Source organism: Streptomyces echinatus (assembly GCF_014203595.1).
Taxonomy (GTDB): Bacteria; Actinomycetota; Actinomycetes; order Streptomycetales; family Streptomycetaceae; genus Streptomyces; species Streptomyces echinatus.
Genome location: NZ_JACHJK010000001.1, coordinates 637241 through 662009, shown reverse-complemented (window position 1 = coordinate 662009; position 24769 = coordinate 637241). Strand labels below are relative to the sequence as shown.

The following is a 24769-nucleotide window of genomic DNA, read 5'->3' as shown; positions in this document are numbered from 1 at the left end:
GTCGCCGGCCCTCAGTGCGGGGCCCGTTCCCCGCCCAGGACGTGCTTCTCGCCCCACAGCCCGAGCGGTGCCAGCGCCTCGTTCAGCTGGATCCCGATCCCGGTCAGCGAGTACTCCACGCGGGGCGGAACCTCGTCGTACTCCTCACGGTGCACGATGCCGTCGGCCTCCAGCTCGCGCAGCTGAGCGGCGAGCACCTTCTCCGTCACCCCCGGCAGCTGCCGGCGCAGCACGCCGAAACGGCGGGTGCCCTCGCCCAGCGCCCACAGGATCGACACCTTCCACTTGCCGTCGATGATGTCCATCGCCGCGTCGGTCCCGCACCTGTACGCCCCCGGCCGCCGCCCCACCGGCATGCTGCTCCCCCTCCTCGACCCGCACGCTTTCCCGCCGGAAACCACCCACTTCGAAGTGCGTACTTCTGCGCGGCGGTTCCCCGGGCGAGCCTAGTCGCCATGAACGACAACTCCCCTTCCCCTCTCCCCCGCACCCCTCTGACCCTGCTCGGCACCGGTGCCATGGGCACCGCGCTCGGGCGGGCCTGGCTCGCCGCCGGGCACCCGCTGACCGTCTGGAACCGCACACCGGAACGTACGGCCGCGCTGACCGCCGAAGGAGCGGTGGCGGCCGCGAGCGCGGCCGAGGCGGTGGCCGCGAACCGGCTCGTCGTGGTCTGCCTGCTGGACGACGCCTCCGTGGGCGCCGCCCTGGAGGGGGTCGAACTGGCCGGCCGGGACCTGGTGAACCTCACCACCGGCACCCCCGCCGACGCCCGCGCGCGCTCCGCCTGGGCCGAGGAGCGCGGCGCCCGCCTCCTGGACGGCGGGATCATGGCCGTGCCGCCGATGATCGGCGCGCCCGGCGCCTTCGTGCTCTACAGCGGCCGGCCGGAGGTGTTCGAGGAGCACCGGGACACGCTCGCTGTCCCGGCCGGCACCGAGTACGCCGGCGCCGACCCCGGCCTCGCCGCGCTGCTGGACGTGGCCCTGCTGAGCGGGATGTACGGCATGTTCGCGGGGATCACGCACGCCTTCGCGCTGCTGCGCGGGACGGACGTGGCACCCAAGGACCTCGCCGCACTGCTCGTGCCCTGGCTGAACGCGATGGCCGGCTCGGCACACGGCACGGCCGAACGGCTGCGGTCCGGCGACCACACCTCCGCGGTCGTCTCCAACCTGGCGATGCAGGTCGCGGGCAGCGGCACCCTGCTGCGCACGGCCGCGGAACAGGGGGTGAGCACGGAACTCCTCGCGCCGTTCCTGGACTTGATGCGCCGCCGGCTGGCCGACGGCCACGGCGAGGAGGACATCAGCGGTCTGGTGGAGCTGCTGCGGAGCCGGTGACCGCCCCTCCGTCCGTTCCGGGGCCCGCTGTCGGCGAGCGCCGGTAAGGTCCCCTCCGAGTCGCCGTACATCGAGATCTACGGGGGGACCTGGCATGAGTGGCACCGACAGCACGTACGAGGGGTTCACGGCCGAGGAGCGGGCCGCGATGAAGGAGCACGCGCGGGAGCTCAAGACGGCGGCGCGCCGCACCTCGCGCGCGGACAAGGCGGCCGAGGCGGAGCGGGACGTGCTCGCGAAGATCGCCGAGATGGGCGACTCGGACCGGATCATGGCCGAGCGCGTCCACGCCGTCGTCACCGCCACCGCCCCGGCCCTCGCGCCGAAGCTCTGGTACGGGATGCCCGCCTACGCGCTGGACGGAAAGATCGTCTGCTTCTTCCAGAGCGCGGCGAAGTTCAAGGCGCGCTACGCGACGCTCGGTTTCAACGACCCGGCGCGGCTGGACGAGGGCGCGATGTGGGCGACGGGCTTCGCCCTGACCGAGGTGACACCCGAGGTGGAGGCGCGCATCGCCGCGCTCGTCGAGCGGGCGGTGAACTGAGCCGCCCGGCCCTCACACCCCGGGCCGCCGCCCGCTGAGGGCAGCGTTCCTCCTGGGAAACAGAGGTGATGCCGCCGGGTAACGTCGGGGCCGCACGCTCGGGGCATGACCTCGGATACGCGTGTGGTGGTGATCGGCGCCGGCCTCGCGGGCGTGCGGCTCGCCCGGCGGCTCGGCGAGCTGGGCGTGCCCGCGCTGCTCGTCGGCGAGGAGGAGCACGCGCCGTACAACCGGGTGCTCCTGGCCGAGGTCCTGGCCGGCCGGTACGCCCCGGAGGTGATCGCCCTCCCGCCGCCCGCCGGCCTGCGGCGCACCCTGATCACCGGCATCGACCGGGCCGCCCGTACCGTCACCTGCGCCGACGGCACCCCGATCGGCTACGGCACGCTGGTCCTGGCCACCGGCTCCAACCCGGTGCTGCCCCCGCTGCGCGGGCTGTTCGGCCCGGACCGCCGGCTTCCCGAGGGCGTCCACGCGTTCCGCACCATGGACGACTGCCTGCGCCTGGCGAAGGCGGTCCGGCCGGGGGTGCGCGCGGTCGTCATCGGCGGCGGGCTGCTCGGGGTCTCCGCGGCCCGCGCGCTGGCCGTACGCGGCGCCCAGGTGGTGCTCGCCCAGCAGGCCGAGCGGCTCATGGAGCGCCAGCTCGACCCGGACGCCTCCCGCCTGGTGCTGCGGCACCTCACCGGCCTGGGCGTCGAGGTGCACACCGAGTGCCGGGTGCGGGACGTGCGCTGCGCCGGGGGCGCGGTCCGCTCGGTGGAGATCGCCGACGGCTACGCCCTGGACGCCGACCTCGTGGTCCTGGCCTGCGGGGTACGGCCCCGCACGGGTCTCGCCGAGCAGGCGGGCCTCGCCGTCCGCAAGGGCGTCCTCGTCGACGACGAGCTGCGCACCTCCGACCCGCGGATCCACGCCGTCGGCGACTGCGCCCAGCACGACGGCACGGTCTACGGACTGGCCGCCCCGGCCCTCGAACAGGCCGACGCGCTCGCCGGGCTGCTCGCGGGTGACCCGCGCTCCCGTTACCGGGGCACCCGTTCCCTGACCCGGCTGACCCTGACCGGCTCCGACGCCCCCTTCGACCTCGCCGCGTTCGGGGAGACCGAGCCCCGCCCCGGTGACGACGTGGTGCGGCTCGCCGACGCCACCCGGGGCACCTACCGCAAGGTCGTCGTCCGCGACGACCGCCTGGTCGGCGGGGTCCTCGTCGGCGAACTCGGCACCGTCGGCACGCTCGCCCGCGCCTGGGAGGGAGCGGAGCCGCTCCCCGACGACGGTCCCCTGCTCCACCTGCTCACCAACGATGGAGGCTCCTGAATGACCGCCACCCCGGGGGCCACCCCCACGATCGTGCTCGTCGGCCACGGCATGGTCGGCCAGCGCTTCCTCGAAGCGCTCGCCGAGCGCGGCCTGACCGCCACGCACCGCGTGGTCGTGCTGGGCGAGGAACCGCGTCCGGCGTACGACCGCGTGCAGCTCACCTCGTACTTCTCGGGCCGGACGCCCGAGGACCTCTCCCTGACCGACAGGGGGTTCATCGAGGACCACGGCATCGAGCTGCGGGTCGGGGACCCGGCGGAGACGATCGACCGCGAGGCGCGGCGGGTGACCGCCCGTTCCGGTCTGGTCGTCGACTACGACGTCCTCGTCCTGGCCACCGGCTCCTACCCGTTCGTGCCGCCGGTGCCGAACAAGGACGCCGCCGGCTGTTTCGTCTACCGGACCATCGAGGACCTGCTGGCGATCGAGGAGTACGCGAAGAACGCGTCCACCGGTGCCGTCGTCGGCGGCGGGCTGCTCGGCCTGGAGGCGGCGGGCGCGCTCAAGGGCCTCGGACTGAACGCCCACATCGTGGAGTTCGCGCCGCGCCTGATGCCGGTGCAGGTGGACGAGGGCGGTGGCGCGGCCCTGCTGCGGACCATCGAGGAGATGGGCCTGTCGGTCCACACCGGTGTGGGCACCCAGGAGGTCGTCACGGACGCCTCCGGCGCGGTCACCGGTATGAAGCTGTCCGACGGCTCCGAACTCGCCACCGACCTGGTGGTGTTCAGCGCCGGTGTCCGCCCCCGCGACCAGCTGGCCCGCGACTGCGGTCTGACGGTCGGCGAGCGCGGCGGCATCGCGGTCGACGAGCAGTGCCGCACCGTCACCGACCCGCGGGTGTTCGCGATCGGCGAGTGCGCGCTGGCCGCCGACGGCCGGGTGTACGGCCTGGTGGCGCCCGGCTACGAACAGGCGGAGACCGCGGCGGCGACCATCGCGGCCGACGAGGCGTCCTTCACCGGCGCCGACCTGTCCACCAAGCTGAAGCTGCTCGGCGTGGACGTCGCCTCCTTCGGCGACGCGCACGGCACGGCCGCGGACTGCCTGGACGTCGTCTACTCCGACTCCCGCGCCGGTCTGTACAAGAAGCTGGTCATCGGGGCGGACGGCACTCTGCTCGGCGGCATCCTGGTCGGCGACGCGGAGGCGTACGGCACCCTGCGCGCGCTCACCGGCTCCGTCCCGCCCGTCTCCCCCGAGTCCCTCGTCCTGCCCGCCGGAGCCGGCGCGGGAGCGGCGCTCGGCCCGTCCGCGCTGCCGGACGACGCGGTCATCTGCTCCTGCCACAACGTCAGCAAGGGCACGATCCGCGGCGCGGTCACCGAGCACAGCTGCACGACCGTGCCCGAGGTGAAGAAGTGCACCAGGGCCGGTACCGGCTGCGGCAGTTGCGTGAAGGTGCTGGGCCAGCTGGTCACCGCCGAGCTGGAGGCGTCCGGCGTCGAGGTCGACAAGGGCCTGTGCGGCTGCTTCGCGCAGACCCGCGAGGAGCTGTACGAGATCGTGCGCGCCCTGCGCCTCACGTCGTACCGGGAACTGCTGGACCGGCACGGCCGGGAGGGCGCCCGGGGCGGCGACGGCTGCGAGGTGTGCAAGCCGGCCGTCGGCTCGATCATCGCCTCCCTCGCCCCGGCCATCGGCGCGAGCGGCTACGTCCTGGACGGCGAGCAGGCGGCCCTGCAGGACACCAACGACCACTTCCTCGCCAACCTGCAGAAGAACGGCTCGTACTCCGTGGTGCCGCGCATCCCCGGCGGGGAGATCGCCCCCGAGAAGCTGATCGTGATCGGGGAGATCGCCCGGGACTTCGGCCTCTACACGAAGATCACCGGCGGTCAGCGGATCGACATGTTCGGAGCCCGCGTGGAGCAGCTGCCGCTGATCTGGGCCCGGCTGGTGGACGCCGGCTTCGAGTCGGGACACGCGTACGGAAAGTCGCTGCGCACGGTGAAGTCCTGCGTCGGGCAGACCTGGTGCCGCTACGGCGTGCAGGACTCGGTCCGCATGGCGATCGACCTGGAGCTGCGCTACCGGGGGCTGCGCTCCCCGCACAAGCTGAAGTCGGCGGTCTCCGGCTGCCAGCGCGAGTGCGCGGAGGCCCAGTCGAAGGACTTCGGGGTGATCGCCACGGCGAACGGCTGGAACCTGTACGTCGGCGGCAACGGCGGCGCCACCCCGCGCCACGCCGACCTGCTCGCCCAGGACCTGTCCGACGCCGAACTGGTCCGCCTGATCGACCGGTTCCTGATGTTCTACATCCGCACCGCCGACCGCCTGGAGCGCACCAGCACCTGGCTGGAGCGCATCCCGGGCGGCCTGGAGCACGTACGGGACGTGGTGGTGCACGACTCGCTCGGCATCTGCGACGAGCTGGAGAAGCTCATGCGGGCGCATGTCGCCCACTACCGCGACGAGTGGGCGGAGACCGTGAACGACCCCGGGAAACTGGCCCGGTTCGTGTCCTTCGTGAACGCCCCGGACACCCCGGACCCGGTGGTCTCCTTCGTCCCCGAGCGTGACCAGATCAAGCCCGACCTGCCGCTGCTGGCCATCGGCCTGCGGCCCGCCGACGACGTCCTGGAAGGAAGCGCCCAGCGATGACCCTGGCACTCGAGACGACCGACCTGAAGGTCCAGCTCCAGCTGGCGGACGGCTGGTTCACCGTCTGCGACCTGAGCACGCTGGTCCCGGGCCGCGGGATCGCGGCCCTGCTGCCGGACGGCCGCCAGGTGGCCGTCTTCCGTGACCGCTCGGACCGGCTGTTCGCCGTCGACAACATCGACCCGTTCACCGGCGCGGCCGTTCTCTCCCGCGGCCTGACCGGCAGCCACCTGGGCCGCCCGTTCGTGGCGTCCCCGCTGCTGAAGCAGCGCTTCGACCTGGCCGACGGCCAGTGCCTGGACGACGCGTCGGTGCGGGTGGCCGTGTACGAGGTGCGGGCCCGCTAAATATCTTGACCGATCGTTCCAGTAAGCCTAGGCTTCAGGACATGGCGAGGACCAAGGAGTTCGACCCCGACGCCGCGCTGCAGTCAGCCCTGGAGCTGTTCTGGCGGCGCGGCTACGAGGCGACGTCGATGGCCGACCTGGTGACCCACCTGGGCATCGGCAAGGCGAGTCTGTACGCCACCTTCGGCAGCAAGCACGAGCTGTACCTCAGGGCGCTGGACCGGTACGGGCAGGCACAGAACCCGCGGCTGACGCGCGAACTGTCCCGGCCCGGCCCGGTCCTGCCCGCCGTGCGCGAACTGGTCCGCCGGTTCGCGGCCGAGGCCACCGCCGAGACCACCCGCGGCCAGGGCTGCATGGTCACCAACGCGGCGGTCGAACTGGCCCCGCACGACCGGGACGCCGCGCGCCGGGTGGAGCACAGCTGGGACACCCTGGAGACGCTGCTGCACTCCGCCCTGGTCCGCGCCCGGGCCCAGGGCGAGCTGGCCGCCGGCCGCGATCCACTGGCCCTCGCGCGCATGCTGCTGGTCCTGCTGCAGGGACTGCGGGTGGTCGGCAAGGCGTCCGGGGACCCGGCCCGGGTGCGGGACGCGGCCGAACAGGCGCTGGCCCTGCTGGACTGAGGAACGCGCCTCCCCGGAGGCGCCTTTCTCTCGCCTCTAAACTGAACCGATCGGTCAAGAAAAGGGAACATCATCATGACGCACCGCTTCTCCGGCCGCACCGCTCTCGTCACCGGCGCCGGCTCCGGCATCGGCCGCGGGATCGCCCTCGCGTTCGCCCGGGAGGGTGCCCACGTCGTCGTCGCCGGCCGGCGCCGTGAGCCGCTCGACGAGACCGTCGCGCTGATCGAGGGCGAGGGCGAGGGCGGCAAGGCGCTCGCCGTCACCGCCGACGTCTCCCGCGCCGAGGACCTGCGGGCCCTGGTGACCGCCGCCGTGGACCGCTTCGGCTCCCTGGACGTCGCCGTGAACAATGCCGGCGTCCTGGAGGGCCGGGGGCAGACCGTGGGCGACCTGGCCGAGGAGGACTGGCACCGGATGCTCGACGTCAACGTCACCGGCATCTTCCTCGCCCTCCAGGCCGAGATCGCCCAGATGCGCACCCAGCCGAACGGCGGCGCCATCGTGAACATCGCCTCCCGGATCGGGGTGCACAGCCGGCTGCCCCGCACCGCCGCCTACGCCGCCGGCAAGGCGGCCGTCTCTGTGCTCACCCGCGGCGCCGCCCTGGACCACATCGCCGACGGGGTGCGTGTCAACGCCGTCAGCCCGGGCCCCACCGCCACGGACATGTCCTTCAAGGACGGCGAGACGGAGGCCGACCGGGCCGCGCGCATGCGCGCCGAGAGCCCGGTCGGGCGGGTCTCCACCGTCGCGGAGGTGGCCGCCGCGGTGCTGTACCTGGCCTCGGACGACGCGGCCTCGGTGGTCGGCGCGGACCTGGTCGTCGACGGCGGCGCCACGGCCTGAGCCCGCCTCCTCGTCAGTCGATCCCGGACCGCTCCGCCCCGGCCGCGCCCCGGCCTCTGGCCAATCATCACGAATCCGTCACCTTTCCTTCACGGGCGGTGACTCGGCACTACGGTCGTCGGCACGTGATCCCGTCCGGGACCCGTACCACCGTCCGGGGGGACGCCATGAGCAACCCGTACACCTCGCCTCCCATGCCGCCGGCCCCCCGCGGGGCCCCTCGATGGGCGCGCAAGCGGTACGTGCTGCCCGCCCTCGGCCTCGCCCTCTTCGTCGGCGTGGGCATCGGCGCCGCCGACGGGAGCCCCTCGTCCGACGCCGAGCCGACGGCCGCCTCCCCTCGTCCGACGGTGACCGTGACGGCCACCGCGACCGCCACGGAGACGGCGGCCCCGCGGCCCGCTCCCACCGTGACCCGGACCCGCACGGTCAAGGTCACCCGGACCGTCACGGCCCAGCCGGCGGCCGACGACGACACCTCCGCCTACGGAAACGGCGACGTCAGCGGCACCGGCGGCAGCGGCAGCGCCTACTACGCCAACTGCAGCGAGGCCCGGGCCGCCGGCGTCACGCCCCTGTACGCCGGCGACCCGGGCTACGCCGCCCATCTCGACCGCGACGGGGACGGGGTGGCCTGCGAGTAGCCCGGGCCGGCCCGCGAGGCGGGCGGGGTCGGGTCTCGGTGGTCAGGGGGTGGGGGTACGTGGCTGCTGGTGCGTGCCGCGGCGGCGGGTGATCGACATCAGGTCGCTGGGCCCGTCCAGTTCGATGCGGTGGGCACGGCCGCGCGGCACGATCACGGCTGTCCCCGGCCGCAGCCGCACCATCTCCTCCGTGCCGCCCTCCATGGCGGGCCGGAAGTACAGGCGCGCACCGCCGGACAGACAGCACACGGCCTCCTCGCCGTCGGGGTGCGTCTCCCAGTGGCCGGCGTGCACGTCGGCGTCGGTCTCCACATGGAAGGTGGCCAGCTGCCAAACGCCGGGTTCGCCGTCCGTCATCCGCCGGGCACCGGCCCGGACGTCACCGTCGGGCCGGAACCGCAGCGCCGAGCCGAACAGGTCGACGGGGGTGAGGGTCATGACGGGGTTCCTTCCAGTCGGGGTTCCTCGGCGGGCGTCGCCGAGGGGGCTGCTGTGATGCCGGCCGGCCGGCGGGCGGGCAGCACGCCGACCGCGACCGCCGCCGCGAGCACGAACAGGGCCGCGGTGAGGGCGAGACCGAGCGCGTAACCGCTGGTGAGCGCGGCGGGGTCGGTGGGGTCGGCGGCCGTGCCGGTGCGGTGCGCGGCGACCGTGGCCAGGACGGCCAGCCCGACGCACCCGCCGAGCTGGCGGGCGCTGTTGAGCACGCCGGAGGCCATGCCGGCCTCGCCGGGGCGGACACCGGTGGTGGCGGCGGCCGCCGCGGGCGCCAGCACCAGCCCGGCGCCGACACTGGTGAGCAGGGACGGTCCGAGCACATCGGTGAGGAAGCCGCCGTGCGGGCTGACGCAGGCGAACCAGGCCAGCCCCGCGGTGGCGGAAAGGGAACCGGTGACCAGCGAGGCGCGGGGCGAGCGGGCGGCGGTGACGCGGGTCGCGACCACGGTGCCCGCCACCAGGCCCGCGGAGAACGGCAGGAACGCGGCACCGGTCGCGGCCGCGCCGAGTCCGAGGACCTGCTGGAGGTAGAGGGACACGAAGTAGAAGGCGGTGAACTGTCCGGCGGCGGCGAGGAAGACCACCAGGTTCGCGCCGGCGACCCAGCGGCTGCGCAGCAGGCCGAGCCGCAGCAGCGGGGCGGGGGACCTGGCTTCGACGGCGACGAAGGCGCCGAGCAGAACGCCCGCCACGGCGAGCGTCCCCCAGGTGGCGGCGGACGCCCACCCCCGGACGTCGGTCCGGACGACCCCGTACACCAGCAGCCCGACACCCGCGGTGGCCAGGACGGCACCGAGCAGGTCCGGCCGCTCACGCCGTACCGGCCGGGGCTCGGCGGCCACGGCGGCGTACACCAGGACGAGCGCCGCCGCCACGATGGGCAGGTTGATCAGCATCACCCAGCGCCAGCCGGCGTACTCGGTCAGCACCCCGCCCGCCAGCACGCCGAGCGCGCCGCCCGCGGCGTTCACGGCGCTCCACACGCCCAGCGCGCGGACCCGCCGGGGGCCCTCGGTGAACGTGGTGGTCAGCAGCGCCAGCGCGGCGGGCGCGGTCGCGGCGGCGCCCACCCCCTGCCCCGCGCGGGCGGCGACCAGCTGCCAGGGCTCCTGGGCCAGTCCGCCCGCGAGCGAGCAGAGCCCGAAGGCGGCCAGCCCCGCCACGAACAGCCGGCGCCGGCCGAAGAGGTCACAGGCCCGCCCGCCGAGCAGCAGGAACCCCCCGAAGGTGAGCGCGTACACGTGGACCACCCAGGACAGGTCGAGCGGGGCGAATCCGAGCGAGGAGCGGATCGCCGGGAGGGCGACGTTGACGACGGCCATGTCCAGGGCGACGACGAACTGGGCGACGGCAGCCGCCGCCAGCACGGCCGCCGGACGGCCGCGTAAGTTTTTATACATGTAAGAAAAGTAGCGCGGAGTCCTCCCCGATGTCGACACCCGCCGTCCGAAGTCCCCGCCGCCTGCGGGATGATGGGCCCATGCCGCGACCGCCCGCCCCTCGCAAGACCACCGGCCGACCCGCCCGTATCTCCCGCGAGGAGATCATCCGGACGGCGCGCCGGATCGTGACGGAGGACGGCGCGGACCGGCTGACCATGCGCCGGCTCGCCACGGAGATCGGCAGCACGCCGATGGCCCTGTACCACCACGTCCGCGACAAGGAGGAACTGCTCCTCCTGCTGCTGGACGACCACGCCGCCCGGTCCCTGCGGCGCCCCGAACCGCCACCCGCCGACCCGCGCGACCGCGTTCTCGCCGCCGCCACGGCCATCCACGAGGTGCTCGCCGCGTGCCCCTGGATCGTGGAGGTGCTGACGGCGGACGACCTCATGTCGACGTCCGCCCTCTGGTTCGTGGAACAGATCGTCGCCGGACTGACGGAGAGCGGCCTGAGCCTCGACGAGGCCGTGCGCGGATACCGCACGATCTGGTACTACACGGCCGGCGAGATCCTGGTCCACGCGACCTCGGCCCGCCGCCGCAGCACCGACGACCGCCCCACCTACCGCGACCAGGTCTTCGCCGCCCTCGACCCGGCCGAACTCCCCCTCCTGTCCCGGGCCGCCCCCCGCTGGACCCCCCTCACGGCGGAGGACACCTACGAACAGGGCCTGCGGGCGCTGCTGACCGGGCTCCTGAGCCACACCCCGGCATAGCGCTCCGCCACGCCTCAGGGCCTCGGTGACGGTCCTCCGCTCCGCGAACTGCCGGTCGTGGCCCGGGTGAGGCTCGTATCCGCGAAGTCGTAGCGGTACGCGCCGTCCGCCGTCGCCTTCACGGTGGCCGTGGCCCAGCCGTCGCGGTCGGTCCTGACCTTCTTCAGCGTGACGAAGGCGCCGCTCGTGCCCTTGCGGTACTGAAGCAGCACCTGGTGCCCGACGAGGGGCACGTTCTCGGTACCGCGAGAGCGGCAACGGCCAGGACGGTGCTGAAGGCGGCGGCGCTGGCGGCGGCAGTGGCGCGTCTGCGCATGGTGTGGTTTCCCCACGCTCGGCCCTGAGCGCGGGCCCGATGCGGGCGAAGGGTCCGCGGCTGACGGCCGAAGGGGCGGCATCCCCCGCACAGGGATGCCGCCCCTTCTCTTTCGTGCGCCGGGGCCGCCGCCGATCGGTGAGGGTCGGGGACCGACGGCGGCTCCGGGGTTCTGCCGGCCCGCAGGCCCTAGCGGTGGTCGCTGCCCGCCGACTGGGTCGCCGCGCGGCCGGCCTCCAGGCGGGCGACCGGGATGCGGAACGGGGAGCAGGAGACGTAGTCCAGACCCGCCTCGTGGAAGAAGTGGACCGACTCCGGGTCACCGCCGTGCTCGCCGCAGACGCCCAGCTTGAGGTCGGGACGGGTGCGACGGCCGGCTTCCGCCGCCGCCTTCACCAGGGAGCCGACGCCGTCCTTGTCGATCGTCTCGAAGGGCGACACTCCGAAGATGCCCTTCTCCAGGTAGGCGGTGAAGAAGGAGGCCTCGACGTCGTCGCGGCTGAAGCCCCACACCGTCTGGGTCAGGTCGTTCGTGCCGAAGGAGAAGAACTCCGCGGCCTCCGCGATCTGGCCCGCCGTCAGCGCGGCCCGCGGCAGCTCGATCATCGTGCCGATCGCCAGCTTCAGCCGCGTACCGGTCGCCGCCTCGACCTCGGCGATGACCTGGTCCGCCTCCTCGCGGACGATCTCCAGCTCCTGGACCGTGCCGACGAGCGGGATCATGATCTCGGCGCGCGGGTCGCCCTTGGCCGTCTTGCGCTCCGCGGCCGCCTCGGCGATCGCACGGACCTGCATGGTGAACAGGCCGGGGATGACCAGGCCCAGGCGCACGCCGCGCAGACCCAGCATCGGGTTCTGCTCGTGCAGGCGGTGCACGGCCTGCAGCAGACGCAGGTCGTTCTCGTGCGGCTCCTGACGGGACTCCGCCAGGGCCACCCGGACCGACAGCTCGGTGATGTCGGGCAGGAACTCGTGCAGCGGCGGGTCGAGGAGGCGGATGGTCACGGGCAGACCGTCCATCGCCTCGAACAGCTCGACGAAGTCCTTCTTCTGCAGGGGCAGCAGCTCCCGCAGGGCGGCCTCGCGGACCTCCTCGGTGTCGGCGAGGATCAGCCTCTCGACCATCTCGCGGCGCTCACCGAGGAACATGTGCTCGGTGCGGCACAGACCGATGCCCTGGGCGCCGAAGCGGCGGGCGCGCAGCGCGTCCTCGGCGTTGTCCGCGTTGGCGCGCACCCGCAGCCGGCGCTTGCGGTCGGCGAAGGCCATCATGCGGTGGACCGCCTCGACCAGCTCGTCCGCGTCGTCGGCGCCCGGGTGCATCCGGCCCTCGAAGTACTCCACCACGGGAGAGGGGACGACCGGGACCTCGCCGAGGTACACCTTGCCGGACGAGCCGTCGATGGAGATCAGGTCGCCCTCTTCGACGACGTGACCGCCGGGCACCGTCATCCGGCGGCGCTTGGTGTCGACCTCCAGCTCCTCGGCGCCGCAGACACAGGTCTTGCCCATGCCGCGGGCGACGACGGCCGCGTGGGAGGTCTTGCCGCCGCGGGAGGTCAGGATGCCCTCGGCCGCGATCATGCCGTCCAGGTCGTCGGGGTTGGTCTCCCGGCGGACGAGGATGACCTTCTCGCCGGAGCGGGACCACTTCACCGCGGTGTACGAGTCGAAGACCGCCTTGCCGACCGCCGCACCCGGCGAGGCCGCGATGCCCCGGCCGACCTGCTCGGTCTTGGCCTCCTCGTCGAAGCGCGGGAACATCAGCTGGGCCAGCTGGGCGCCGGTGACGCGCTGGAGCGCCTCCGTCTCGTCGATCAGGCCCTGGTCGACCAGCTGCGTGGCGATGCGGAAGGCGGCACCGGCGGTGCGCTTGCCGACGCGGGTCTGGAGCATCCACAGCTGGCCGCGCTCGATGGTGAACTCGATGTCGCAGAGATCCTTGTAGTGGTTCTCCAGCGTCTCCATGATCTGCATCAGCTGGTCGTACGACTTCTTGTCGATCTGCTCCAGCTCCGCGAGCGGGACCGTGTTGCGGATGCCCGCGACCACGTCCTCGCCCTGCGCGTTCTGCAGGTAGTCGCCGTAGACGCCCTGGTGGCCGGAGGCGGGGTCGCGGGTGAACGCGACGCCGGTGCCGGAGTCGGGGCCCAGGTTGCCGAAGACCATCGAGCAGACGTTGACGGCCGTGCCCAGGTCGTGCGGGATGCGCTCCTGGCGGCGGTACAGCTTGGCGCGGTCGCCGTTCCAGGAGTCGAAGACGGCCTTGATGGCGAGGTCCATCTGCTCGCGCGGGTCCTGCGGGAAGTCCCGGCCGGCCTCGGCCTTCACGATCTTCTTGAACTTGGTGACCAGCTTCTTCAGGTCGGCCGCCTCGAGGTCCGTGTCCACGGTGACCTTCTTGGCCGCCTTGGCCGCGTCGAGGGCCTCCTCGAACAGCTCGCCGTCGACGCCGAGGACGGTCTTGCCGAACATCTGGATGAGGCGGCGGTAGGAGTCCCAGGCGAACCGGTCGTCGCCGGCCTGCTTGGCCAGGCCCTGCACCGACTTGTCGGAGAGGCCGATGTTCAGGACGGTGTCCATCATGCCGGGCATGGAGAACTTGGCGCCGGAGCGGACGGAGACGAGCAGCGGGTCGTCGGCCTGGCCGAGCTTCTTGCCCATCTTCGTCTCGAGGGCGTCGAGGTGCGCACTGACCTCGTCACGCAGTGCCGCGGGCTCCTCACCGCTGTCAAGGTAGACCTTGCAGGCCTCCGTGGTGATGGTGAAGCCGGGAGGGACCGGAAGACCGAGGTTGGTCATCTCGGCGAGATTGGCACCCTTGCCGCCGAGAAGATCCTTGAGGTCCTTGTTGCCCTCGGTGAAGTCGTAAACGAACTTCGCTACGTGGGGTTCTTTGTTTTCCGACACGGGTCTCGACTCCTTGAGGCCACGGTGGCTGCCCTGACGGCCAGGAACATACCCAGATCGAAGGTCCCTGGGTACGTCCACTTGCGCGTCATGCGCCTGTAACCACTCGTCCGCCAGCGGATCGAAAGTCAAAGCTTGGCAAGCCAAGTCGGCCTGATGTTTTCACTTCTTGAACGCAAGAGTGCCCACTGGTGCAGTTTTACGCTCACATGAGCGACCCTCGGCACGCCTGATTTCGATCGATGAACGATCAAGGGGTGGCACCGAGTGCCACCCCTTGGAGAAGTGCAGTCGCCCATGATCCGCTCATCTGAGCGCTACCCTTATCAAGGGTGGCGAGAATCACGCTGCCACAGCGGGTCCGATTTCACCATGCGGACGGCGATCCGGACGTGAACCGTCCGCGTCGGCAACCGGTCCGCACCGGGAACCGCCCATGTCGGCAGCCGGTCCGCACCGGGGCCGTCCGCGTCAGACCCCCATCGCGGCGAGCCGCTCCTCCACCCGCTCCGGCGCGTACAGGTGCTCCACCACCAGCGCCCCGGCGCCGATCAGCCCGGCCCGCTCCCCGAGCCGGGAGGTGACGACGTCCAGGTGGGCGGTGGAACGGGGCAGCGCCCGCTGGTAGAGCAGCTCGCGCACGCCGGTCAGGAAGGGCGTCCCGGCCAGATCGCCGGCGATCATCAGTACGCCCGGGTTGAGCAGGGTCACCACCGTGGCCAGCACGTCCCCGACCCGGCGCCCTGCTTCCCGGGCCAGCGCCGCGGCCTCCGGGTGCCCGGCGGCCAGCAGGTCCCGCACGTCCGAGCCGGAGGCGGCCTGCACCCCGGACGCGGCCAGCCGCCGGGCCACGGCACCGCCGCTCGCGACCGCCGCGAGACAGCCGTACGAGCCGCACCGGCACAGCGCGTCGGCGCCGACCCGGATGTGCCCGAGGTCACCCGCACCGCCGTCGACGCCCCGGTAGAGCGAGCCGTTCACGACCACCCCGGCGCCGATCCCGGTGGAGACCTTGACCAGCACGAAGGCCGTGCAGTCGGGGTGTCCGGTGCGCTGTTCGCCGTAGGCCATGAGGTTGGCGTCGTTGTCGACCAGGACCGGCACCGCGGGGGCGCCGGTGTGCTCGGTGAAGGCGCGGGACAGGCGGCCCCTGATGTCGTAGCCGTCCCAGCCGGGCATGATCGGCGGGTGGATCACCCGGCCGGTCTCGCTGTCCACCGGACCCGGCACCGCGACCCCGATCCCGCACACCTCCCGCGCCCCGTGCCCGGCCTTGGCCAGCAGCTCGGCGAACCAGCGGCCCAGCTCGCCCAGCACGGCCTCCGGGCCGTCCTCGACCACCAGCGTGCCGGCGTGTTCGGCAAGGATGTCGCCGGTCAGGGAGAGGACGGCCGCGCGGGCGTGCCGGGTGTCCAGGTCGGCGGCGAGGACCACCGCGTGGGAGTCGTCGAACTCCAGGGTGATGGAGGGACGTCCGCCGAGCGGCGAGCCGACGGGCCCGCCGGCGCCCTCGCGCAGCCAGCCCGCCCGGAACAGCCGGTCCAGGCGCTGGCCCACGGTGGCCCGGGACAGCCCGGTCGCCTGCTGGAGCGCACCACGCGTCACCGCCCGTCCGTTGCGGACGAGTTCGAGCAGATCGCCGGCGCCCGCCTGGCTTCCGCTCCTGCCGGTCCTCCCCGGACGCCCGGTCATGCGCACCCCCTTGTGTTCCTCAAGCCTGCATTACATAGTGAGTTTTGCGTGTTAAATAGACGTAACCCTACGGTGGCCGCCGCCGAACCCGGTCGGCCGAACGTCTTCGGGGAGTCCCGAGTGGATCGAACCGCCCAGCTCACCGCCCGCCCCACGACGTCCGGGATCGCATACGATCCACCGGCCGCGACGGCGTCTCTGCGCGCCGGAGCGGCCCGGGTGCTGGAGGCGAACTGGACGGGCGGCTCGACGGTCCCCTCCCGGAGCCTGTATCCGCACCAGTGGTCCTGGGACTCCGCCTTCATCGCCATCGGACTGCGGCACGTCTCGCCGCTGCGGGCCCAGACGGAGCTGGAGACGCTGTTCACGGCCCAGTGGGCCGACGGACGCGTCCCGCACATCGTCTTCAACCCCTCCGTACCGCTCGACGCGTACTTCCCGAGCCCCGACTTCTGGCGCTCCTCCACCGCCGGGCGCACCGCGGGCGCCCCGCGCACCGTACAGACCTCCGGCATCGTGCAGCCACCGGTGCACGCGCTGGCCGCCTGGCTGGTGCACCGCGCCGACCCCGCGCTGTCCCGCAGCCGCGGCTTCCTGGCCCGGATGTACCCGCGGCTGGCCGCCTGGCACCGGTATCTGCTGCACCGGCGGGACCTGGGCGGCGCCGGCCTGGCCGGCGTCGTCCACCCGTGGGAGCAGGGCATGGACAACAGTCCCTGCTGGGACGCCCCGCTGGCCCGGATCGCCCCGGCCGCGGCCCGCTCCTTCCACCGCGCCGACCTCGACCACGGAGCGCCCGGGGACCGGCCGACGGACCTGGACTACGGACGGTACGTCCGGCTGGCCGCCGACTACCGGGACGGCGGATACCGGGACGGGCCGGGCGGGCGGCACGGGGGCGGGGGCGGGGAGTTCGCCGTGGAGGACCCGGCGTTCAACGCCCTGCTCATCGCCTCCGAACACGCCCTCGCCCGGATCGCCGAGGAGCTGGGCGCGGCCGGCTCCGCCCGCCGGGCTCGCGCCGAGCGGCTGACCCGGGTGCTGGTGGCCCGGCTGTGGGACGCGGAGGCCGGCATGTTCCTGTGCCGGGACCTGCGCGGCGACGCGCTCGTCCCCGAGCGCTCCGTCTCCGGGCTGGTCCCGCTGCTGCTGCCCGGACTGCCCCGCGACATCGCCGCCGCCCTCGTCCGCACCCTCCACGGGCCGCACTTCTCGCTCGGCGACCGCACCCGGCTGGTGCCGAGCTACGACCTCCTCGGGGAGGCCTTCGACCCGCACCGGTACTGGCGCGGCCCGGCCTGGTTCAACACCGGCTGGCTGGTGGAGCGCGGGCTGCGCGCGCACGGCGAGACGGCGGCGGCCGAAGCCCTGCGCGCGGCGGTCCTGCGCCTGGCCGGTGCCACCGGCTTCGCCGAGTACGTCGATCCGTTCACCGGCGAGCCCTGCGGCGCCACCGGCTTCAGCTGGACGGCGGCGCTCGCGCTCGACCTGTGTCACCGGCCGTCCGCACCACATGAGCGTCAAAAGCTGGACAAGGGCCCACAAAACGACGTGTCCGCCGCGGACACCGGCACGTTCGACAGGAGTGACAAAGGAGGGGACCGGGGATGACGGACCGGCATCATCTGCTTGTGCACGGCGCCACCTTCGCCGCCGTCGGCGACCGCGGCGACATCAGCGGGGTGCGCGGCGGCGGCCCTCCGGACGGGTTATTCGTCCGGGACGCCCGGCACCTCAGCCGCTGGCAGCTCACCGTCGACGGCGCGGTGCCCGACGTCCTCACCCCGGTGAAGGACGGGGAGACGCCCCGCTGCGTACTGGTCCCGCGCGGCGGCCGGCAGGAACCACCGGGCCACACCCTCTTCCGTGAACAGGCCGTCGGGGAAAACTCGTTCGTGGAGTCCGTGCGGGTGACCAGCAACCGCCCGGTCCCCACCACCGTCCGGCTGGCACTCACCGTCGACGCCGACTTCACCGACCAGTTCGAGCTCCGCTCCGACCACCGCACCTACGTGAAGGCCGGCGCCGTACGCTCCCGCGAAGTCCTGGACGACGGGATCGAGTTCACCTACCGGCGCGCCGAGTGGCGGTCCCGCACGACGGTCACGGCCGAGCCGGCCCCCGACGCCGTGGAGGAGACGGGCACCGGAGCCCGCCGGTTGGTATGGACCCTCGACCTCGCGCCGCACGGCACGACGGAGCTGCTGCTGCGGGTGATCGCCCGTCCGCACGGTGAGAAACGCGCCTTGCGCGTGCCCCGCGACCCCGCCGCCGTGCACCGTCAACTCCGCGCACGGGAAGACGAGTTCACCGAGGGCGTGGCCTTCCCGGCGGGCCGGCCGGAGCTGGCCGCGGCCTGCGCCCGGGGCCTCGCCGACCTGGCGGCGCTCCAGGTCCCGGCCACCGGACCGGACGGCGAGGAGCTGCGCGTCCCGGCCGCCGGCGCCCCCTGGTTCCTCACCCTGCTCGGCCGTGACGCGCTCCTCACCTCCCTCTTCGCCCTGCCGTACCGCCCCCGGCCGGCCGCCGCGACCCTCCTCGCGCTGGCCGCCACCCAGGCGACGGGCGCCGGCCCGTCCCCGGTCGCCCAGCCCGGCAAGATCGTGCACGAGGTCCGGCACGGGGAGCTGGCCCACTTCGGCCAGGTGCCGTTCCGCCGCTACTACGGCTCGGTCGACGCCACTCCCCTGTTCCTGATCCTGCTCGGCGCGTACGTCGAACAGACCGGGGACACGGAACTGGCCCGGCGACTGGAGCCGCACGCCCGCGCCGCCGTCGGCTGGATGCTCGACCACGGCGGCCTGACCTCGCGCGGCTATCTCGTCTACCGCGCCGACGAGGGCGGCCTCGCCAACCAGAACTGGAAGGACTCCCCCGGCGCGATCTGCTGCGCCGACGGCACCCGGCCCACCGGCGCGGTGATGGCGGCGGGCGCCCAGGGCTACGCGTACGACGCGCTGCGCCGTACGGCCGGGACGGCGCGCGCGGTGTGGGCCGACGAGACGTACGCCGCGCTGCTGGAGCAGGCCGCGGCCGACCTCCGGGACCGTTTCCAGCGGGACTTCTGGATGCGGGAGCGGTCCTTCCCGGCGCTGGCGCTGGACGGGCGGGGCCGCCAGATCGACGCGCTGGCCTCCGACGCCGGGCATCTGCTGTGGTCGGGGCTGCTGGACAAGGAGTACGGCGAGGTGGTGGGCCGACGGCTGCTGGAGCCGGACTTCTTCTCCGGCTGGGGGGTCCGCACGGTGGCCTCCGGCCAGCCGGCATACCACCCGCTGTCCTACCACCGGGGCTCCGTCTGGCCGCACGACAACGCTCTGATCACGCTGGGGCTGGCCCGGTACGGGCTGCACGACGAGGCCCGGACGGTGGCGAACGCGCTGGTCGACGCGGCGTCGGTGACGGGGCACCGGCTGCCGGAGGTGCTGGCCGGGTACGGGCGGGACACCCACGGTGAGCCGGTGCCGTATCCGCACGCGTGCGGCCGGGAGGCCCGCTCGGCAGCGGCCCCCCTCGCCCTGCTGACGGCCCTGGGGGGCGTCTGAGGGCGCGTCTCCGGGACAGCTTCCGGGACGGCCTTCCGGGGCGGCCTTTCAAGGCGTCCCCGGCGCCGTGGCCCGTGTCGGCCGGGCGTTTGCCCGGTCTTTGCTCCCGGCCCTGAACAGCGGCGAGGGTGACACCGTACGGGAGGACGGTCGACGGGCTGCACAGGGAAGGACTCCGGGTTGTCTCAGGACACGAGCACACGCCAGCCGGCAGCAGAGGAATCGGAGGAGGACACCGCACCCACACCGGAGGAGGCCACCGCACCCGCCACCGCGGAGGCCACCACCGCCTCCGTGCCTGACGGGGACACGACCGCCACCGTGCCTGAGGGGGACACCACCGCCACCGTGCCCGAGGGGGACACCCCCGCCACCGTGCCCGAGGGGGACACCCCCGCCACCGTGCCCGAGGGGGACACCCCCGCCACCGCGTCCGCCCCCGAACCGGACGAGGCCACCGCGTCCGCGGCTGAACCGGAGGAGGACACCGCCTCCGCGTCCACGGCCGAACCGGAGGAGGACACCGCGCCCGCGCGGAAGGGGGCCGCCACCGGCGCCGCCTCCGCGCCCGGTAAGACCCCCGCCCTCCTGTCCCGAGCCCGCTCCTTCCCGCGCCCCTGGGCGCGGTCGTCCGCGTGGAGCCGGCGGTGGCGGGAGCGGCACCCGGACGCCGCGCGCGTCCTGTCCGTCACCCTCACCGTGCTCGCCGCCGCGCTCGTCGTCGCCGCGCTCGTGATGCCCGACTCCGTCGCCCGGCTGGAGCCCGCCGCGTTCGTGCGGATACCGGCGGAGGCCGTCGTCGGGGCCGCCGTGCTGCTCGCGCTGCCGCGCCGGCCACGGACGGCGGTGGCGGCGCTGTCCGGCGTCCTGCTCGCGGCCATGACGGTGCTGAACGCGCTCGACATGGGCTTCGGCCAGTATCTCGGGCGCAGGTTCGACGTCATCCTCGACTGGAGCCTGTTCGGCGACGCGGAGTCGTATCTGGAGGACTCCCTCGGCCGCACCACCACGCTGGCCGCCGTGGCCGGACTGGTCGTCCTGGTCCTGCTGCTCTTCGTGCTGCTGGCGCTGTCCGTGGTCCGGCTGGGCAACGTCCTCGCCCGGCACCCCGGCACCGCGACCCGGGGCACCCTGATCGCCGGGGTCGTCTGGATCACCTGCTCCTCCCTGGGCCTGCAGGTGGCGGGCGCGCCCCTCGCCTCCGACCGCACCGCGACCGCGGTCCAGAGCCAGGCCCACCGGATCCAGCAGACCCTGCGGGACGAGGCGGAGTTCCGGAAGGTGGCCCGGGTCGACGCCTTCGGGAACACCCCGGGCGACCAGCTCGTCCCCGGTCTGCGCGGCAAGGACATGATCTTCACCTTCATCGAGAGCTACGGCCGCAGCGCGATCGAGGACCCGATCATGGCGCCGGGCGTGGACAGCACCCTGGACGCGCGCACCAAGGCCCTGGCCAAGGCCGGTTTCCACGCCAAGAGCGGCTGGCTGACCTCGGCGACCTACGGCGGCAGCAGCTGGCTCGGCCACTCCACCACCATGTCCGGCCTGTGGGTCAGCAACCAGCAGCGCTACCGCACCGTCATGGCGAGCGACCACATGAGCCTGACGGACGCGTTCAAGAGGACCGGCGCGTTCGACACGGTCGGTGTCATGCCGGGCGTGCAGAAGGGGTGGCCGGAGCAGAAGTGGTACGGCCTCGACAAGGTCTACAACGCCTTCCAGCTCGGCTACCGGGGACCCAAGTTCAGCTGGTCGACGATGCCGGACCAGTACGCGCTCCAGCAGTACCAGGAGCGGGTGCACAGCAAGCGGCCGGCCGACGGCAAGTCACGGATGTCGCTGCTCATCCTGACCTCCAGCCACCAGCCGTGGGCGCCCATCCCGAGGATGGTGGGCTGGGACCAGCTGGGCGACGGCTCGGGCTTCAAGGGCATCGAGGAGGCGGGCAACGACCCGGCCGACGTCATCGCCGACACCACCAGGTCCCGTGAGGAGTACGGCAAGTCGATCCAGTACTCGGTGACCGCGCTGACCGAGTGGCTGGAGCGCTACGGCACCGACGACACCGTGCTGGTCTTCCTCGGCGACCACCAGCCGATCGCCCGGGTCAGCGGCAACCACGCGAGCCGTGACGTGCCGGTGGCGGTCGTCGCCAAGGACCCCAAGGTGCTGGACAAGATCACCGACTGGGGCTGGACGGACGGCCTGCGCCCCGCCCATGACGCCCCGGTATGGAAGATGAGCGCCTTCCGCGACCGCTTCCTGACGGCCTACGGCTCAACCCCCCACCCCAAGCGAAACTGACCCACGGATCAGGCGAAGGAAACGACCCCTCGGACAACCCGGGGTCCGGGGCGAAGCCCCGCGCCGGCACCCACCCGGCCGACCGAGCCGGGCGGGCGGCTGGGCGAGACCGGGGTCCGGGGCAGAGCCCCGCGACGGCACCGCTCCCGGCCGACCGAGCCGGGCGGGCGGGTGGGCAAACCCGGGGTCCGGGGCGAAGCCCCGCGCCGGCGCCCGCCCGGCCCACCGAGCCGGGCGGGCGGGCGCCGGACCCGGCTCACCCCCCCGACGTGTCCAGCTCCGCATCCTCGCTCACACCCGCACAGTCGTACGGATCCTTCAGCCACCCGTCCGGCAGCACCACCCGGTTGTTGCCGGACGTACGCCCACGCGGCCCCTCCGCCCCGACCGGCCACGCCTGGTCCAGGTCCAGCTCGTCCAGCCCGGCCCGCAGCTCCTCCAGGGACGACGTGATCGCGAGCCGCTTGCGCATCTCGGAGCCGACCGCGAAACCCTTCAGATACCAGGCGACGTGCTTGCGGAAGTCGACGACGCCCTTGGACTCGTCACCGATCCACTCCCCGAGCAGGGTGGCGTGCCGGACCATGACGTCGGCCACCTCCCGCAGCGCCGGCCGGGCCACGGCGTCGAGCCGCCCCTCGAACGCCGCGACCAGATCGGAGAACAGCCACGGCCGCCCAAGACAGCCGCGGCCCACGACGACCCCGTCGCAGCCGGTCTCGCGCACCATCCGCAGCGCGTCCTCGGCGGACCAGATGTCGCCGTTGCCGAGCACGGGGATCTCCGGCACGTGCTCCTTCAGCCGGGCGATGGCGTCCCAGTCGGCGGTGCCGCCGTAGTGCTGGGCGGCGGTGCGGCCGTGCAGCGCGATCGCCGTGACACCCTCCTCCACGGCGATGCGGCCGGCGTCGAGGTAGGTGATGTGATCGTCGTCGATGCCCTTGCGCATCTTCATGGTCACCGGCAGGTCCCCGGCCCCGGAGACGGCCTCGCGCAGGATCGCCCGCAGCAGGTTCCGCTTGTACGGCAGCGCGGACCCGCCGCCCTTGCGCGTCACCTTGGGGACCGGGCAGCCGAAGTTCAGGTCGATGTGGTCGGCGAGGTCCTCTTCCGCGATCATGCGGACGGCCTTGCCGACGGTCGCCGGGTCGACGCCGTACAGCTGGATCGACCGCGGCCGCTCGCTCGCGTCGAACCTGATCAGCTGCATGGTCTTCTCGTTGCGCTCGACCAGCGCCCGGGTCGTGATCATCTCGCTGACGAACAGGCCCTTGCCACCGCTGAACTCCCTGCACAGGGTACGGAAGGGCGCGTTGGTGATGCCCGCCATGGGTGCAAGCACGACGGGCGGTGTCACGGCGTGCGGGCCGATGGAGAGCGGGTGGGTCATCGTCAGGACTCCGGGGCGGGTGGACGGCACAGGAACAGGAGGCAAGCACCCATTGTCCCTCACCCGGCCGGCGGCTCGTCCGGCAGTTCCGCCGGCCGCTCCAGCCGCTCCCCGCTCTCCCCCTTCTCCCCCTCTCCCCCTTCTCCCTCAAAGATCGTGTAACACTCATTAGTTAGCCGCACTATCGAAATCGGCGTACGATGGGACGCATGCCAGAGTTGAGCCATCGCCGGCGCGTGCTCGTACTCGGGATCTGCTGCATGAGCCTGCTGATCGTGAGCCTCGACAACACCGCCCTGAACGTGGCGCTGCCGTCCATGCAGCGTGACCTGCACGCCACCACCTCCGGCCTGCAGTGGACGATCGACGCCTACACGCTCGTCCTGGCCTCGCTGCTGATGCTCGCGGGCTCCACGGCCGACCGGATCGGCCGGAAGCGTGTGTTCATGGCGGGCCTGGTGATCTTCACCGTCGGCTCCCTGCTGTGCTCCCTCGCCCCCAGCCTGGAACTGCTGATCGTGTTCCGCATGATCCAGGCGGTGGGCGGCTCGATGCTCAACCCGGTCGCCATGTCGATCATCACCAACACCTTCACCGACGCCCGGGAGCGCGCCCGCGCGATCGGCGTGTGGGGTGCGGTGGTCGGCATCTCCATGGCGGCCGGTCCGCTGGTCGGCGGGTTGCTGGTGCAGTCGGTGAGCTGGCGCTCGATCTTCTGGGTCAACCTCCCGGTCGGCCTCGCCGCCCTCCTGCTCACCCTTCGCTTCGTCCCCGAGTCCCGCGCGCCCAGGGCCCGCCGCCCCGACCCGGTCGGCCAGCTGCTGGTGATCGTCCTGTTCGGCTCGCTGACGTACGCGATCATCGAGGCACCCGCGTCGGGCGCCGGCCCGGTGGTGCCGTTCGCCGCGGTCGCCATGGCCGCCCTGCTGGCACTGCGGTGGTACGAGCCCCGGCGCGCGGAACCCCTCATCGACCTGCGCTTCTTCCGCTCGGCCCCGTTCAGCGGAGCCACGGTGATCGCGGTCGGCGCGTTCGCGGCCCTGGGCGGCTTCCTGTTCCTGTCCACCCTGTACCTGCAGAACGTGCGCGGCCTCGACGCCCTGCACGCGGGGCTGTGGATGCTGCCGATGGCCGCGCCCACGTTCCTGTGCGCCCCGTTGTCCGGCCGTCTGGTCGGCAGCCGCGGCCCCCGCCTCCCCCTGCTGATCGCCGGTACGGCGATGACCGCGAGCGGCGTGCTGTTCGCCGCGTTCGAGGCGGAGACGGCGAACGCCACCCTCCTCGTCGGCTACGTCCTGTTCGGCATCGGCTTCGGCTTCGTGAACGCGCCCATCACCAACACGGCGGTGTCGGGCATGCCGCGGGCCCAGGCCGGCGTCGCCGCGGCCGTCGCCTCCACCAGCCGGCAGCTGGGCCAGACGCTCGGCGTCGCGGTGGTCGGCGCCGTCCTGGCCTCCGGCATCGGCTCGCACCCCTACCGGCAGATGTTCGTCCCGGCGGCCCGCCCCGGCTGGTGGATTCTCACCGGCTGCGGTCTGGCCGTCCTGGTCCTGGGCCTGCTGACCAGCGGCCGCTGGGCGCGCCGCACCGCCGAACGGGCGGTCCGGACGCTGGAGCCGACGCGGACCCGCCCGGCCGTCGGCGCCTCCGAGCGGGTGTAGGGCCCCACCGGGCGG

Annotated in this window: 20 protein-coding genes; 13 read left to right on the top strand and 7 right to left on the bottom strand. The window is 73.2% G+C overall.

Annotated elements, in window-relative coordinates; all coding sequences use genetic code 11:
* Window positions 1-11: 11 nt before the first annotated feature.
* Complete coding sequence (locus tag FHS34_RS02865; protein WP_184960192.1) at window positions 12-356, bottom strand: winged helix-turn-helix transcriptional regulator; 345 nt, start codon at window positions 354-356, stop codon at window positions 12-14.
* Window positions 357-455: 99 nt separating this feature from the next.
* Between FHS34_RS02865 and FHS34_RS02860 the strand changes: the two genes are divergently transcribed.
* The 8 genes from FHS34_RS02860 to FHS34_RS02825 all read left to right on the top strand — a co-directional run bounded on the left by FHS34_RS02860 (window position 456) and on the right by FHS34_RS02825 (window position 8280).
* Window positions 456-1343, top strand: coding sequence for an NAD(P)-dependent oxidoreductase (locus FHS34_RS02860; protein WP_184960190.1), 888 nt, complete (start codon window positions 456-458; stop codon window positions 1341-1343).
* A 94-nt stretch (window positions 1344-1437) separates the two neighbouring features.
* Window positions 1438-1887, top strand: coding sequence for an iron chaperone (locus FHS34_RS02855; RefSeq protein ID WP_184960188.1), 450 nt, complete (start codon window positions 1438-1440; stop codon window positions 1885-1887).
* 105 nt (window positions 1888-1992) lie between these two features.
* Window positions 1993-3207 (top strand): NAD(P)/FAD-dependent oxidoreductase, encoded by a 1215-nt coding sequence (locus FHS34_RS02850; RefSeq protein WP_184960186.1) that lies wholly within the window; start codon window positions 1993-1995, stop codon window positions 3205-3207.
* Entirely contained in the window at window positions 3208-5814 is a 2607-nt protein-coding gene (gene nirB, locus FHS34_RS02845; RefSeq protein ID WP_184960184.1) for a nitrite reductase large subunit NirB, read from the top strand. It begins immediately after the preceding gene.
* Entirely contained in the window at window positions 5811-6161 is a 351-nt protein-coding gene (gene nirD / locus FHS34_RS02840) for a nitrite reductase small subunit NirD (protein WP_184960182.1), read from the top strand. The genes nirB and nirD overlap by 4 nt, the downstream gene beginning before the upstream one ends.
* Window positions 6162-6202: 41 nt before the next feature.
* The gene (locus FHS34_RS02835) at window positions 6203-6787 is read left to right on the top strand and encodes a TetR/AcrR family transcriptional regulator (RefSeq protein WP_184960180.1); all 585 of its coding nucleotides are present in this window, start codon (window positions 6203-6205) and stop codon (window positions 6785-6787) included.
* Window positions 6788-6862: 75 nt separating this feature from the next.
* Window positions 6863-7636 (top strand): SDR family NAD(P)-dependent oxidoreductase, encoded by a 774-nt coding sequence (locus FHS34_RS02830; RefSeq protein WP_184960178.1) that lies wholly within the window; start codon window positions 6863-6865, stop codon window positions 7634-7636.
* 167 nt (window positions 7637-7803) lie between these two features.
* Window positions 7804-8280 (top strand): excalibur calcium-binding domain-containing protein, encoded by a 477-nt coding sequence (locus FHS34_RS02825; protein ID WP_184960176.1) that lies wholly within the window; start codon window positions 7804-7806, stop codon window positions 8278-8280.
* 42 nt (window positions 8281-8322) lie between these two features.
* Here the strand turns inward: FHS34_RS02825 and FHS34_RS02820 are convergent, their stop codons facing one another.
* Both FHS34_RS02820 and FHS34_RS02815 read right to left on the bottom strand, forming a co-directional pair.
* On the bottom strand, window positions 8323-8718 hold the full coding sequence (locus tag FHS34_RS02820) for a cupin domain-containing protein (protein ID WP_184960174.1): 396 nt from the start codon (window positions 8716-8718) through the stop codon (window positions 8323-8325).
* The gene (locus FHS34_RS02815) at window positions 8715-10178 is read right to left on the bottom strand and encodes an MFS transporter (protein WP_184960172.1); all 1464 of its coding nucleotides are present in this window, start codon (window positions 10176-10178) and stop codon (window positions 8715-8717) included. Before FHS34_RS02815 ends, FHS34_RS02820 begins: the two co-directional genes overlap by 4 nt.
* 80 nt (window positions 10179-10258) lie before the next feature.
* Between FHS34_RS02815 and FHS34_RS02810 the strand changes: the two genes are divergently transcribed.
* A complete protein-coding gene (locus FHS34_RS02810; RefSeq protein WP_184960170.1) occupies window positions 10259-10936 on the top strand; it encodes a TetR/AcrR family transcriptional regulator in 678 nt (225 codons plus the stop codon).
* A 14-nt stretch (window positions 10937-10950) separates the two neighbouring features.
* On the opposite strand, the gene FHS34_RS02805 is transcribed toward FHS34_RS02810, so the two are convergent.
* The 3 genes from FHS34_RS02805 to FHS34_RS02795 form a co-directional block, all read right to left on the bottom strand.
* Window positions 10951-11169 carry a hypothetical protein gene (locus FHS34_RS02805; RefSeq protein ID WP_184960168.1) on the bottom strand — a complete coding sequence of 73 codons (219 nt, stop codon included), beginning with the start codon at window positions 11167-11169 and terminating at the stop codon, window positions 10951-10953.
* 272 nt (window positions 11170-11441) lie between these two features.
* Window positions 11442-14162 (bottom strand): pyruvate, phosphate dikinase, encoded by a 2721-nt coding sequence (gene ppdK / locus FHS34_RS02800; protein ID WP_184960165.1) that lies wholly within the window; start codon window positions 14160-14162, stop codon window positions 11442-11444.
* Between the two features lie 471 nt (window positions 14163-14633).
* A complete protein-coding gene (locus FHS34_RS02795; RefSeq protein WP_184960163.1) occupies window positions 14634-15854 on the bottom strand; it encodes an ROK family transcriptional regulator in 1221 nt (406 codons plus the stop codon).
* Between the two features lie 120 nt (window positions 15855-15974).
* On the opposite strand from FHS34_RS02795, the gene FHS34_RS02790 reads away from it, so the two are divergent.
* From FHS34_RS02790 to FHS34_RS02780, 3 genes are all read left to right on the top strand, one after another.
* On the top strand, window positions 15975-17465 hold the full coding sequence (locus FHS34_RS02790) for an MGH1-like glycoside hydrolase domain-containing protein (RefSeq protein WP_184960161.1): 1491 nt from the start codon (window positions 15975-15977) through the stop codon (window positions 17463-17465).
* The gene (locus FHS34_RS02785; RefSeq protein ID WP_184960159.1) at window positions 17462-19399 is read left to right on the top strand and encodes an amylo-alpha-1,6-glucosidase; all 1938 of its coding nucleotides are present in this window, start codon (window positions 17462-17464) and stop codon (window positions 19397-19399) included. The genes FHS34_RS02790 and FHS34_RS02785 overlap by 4 nt, the downstream gene beginning before the upstream one ends.
* A 735-nt stretch (window positions 19400-20134) precedes the next feature.
* Window positions 20135-21703, top strand: a complete 1569-nt coding sequence (locus tag FHS34_RS02780; RefSeq protein ID WP_225817442.1) for a sulfatase-like hydrolase/transferase — start codon at window positions 20135-20137, stop codon at window positions 21701-21703.
* 256 nt (window positions 21704-21959) lie between these two features.
* Here the strand turns inward: FHS34_RS02780 and dusB are convergent, their stop codons facing one another.
* Window positions 21960-23093, bottom strand: a complete 1134-nt coding sequence (gene dusB, locus FHS34_RS02775; protein WP_184961312.1) for a tRNA dihydrouridine synthase DusB — start codon at window positions 23091-23093, stop codon at window positions 21960-21962.
* 209 nt (window positions 23094-23302) lie between these two features.
* Between dusB and FHS34_RS02770 the strand changes: the two genes are divergently transcribed.
* Window positions 23303-24754, top strand: a complete 1452-nt coding sequence (locus FHS34_RS02770; protein ID WP_184960154.1) for an MFS transporter — start codon at window positions 23303-23305, stop codon at window positions 24752-24754.
* Window positions 24755-24769: the final 15 nt, after the last annotated feature.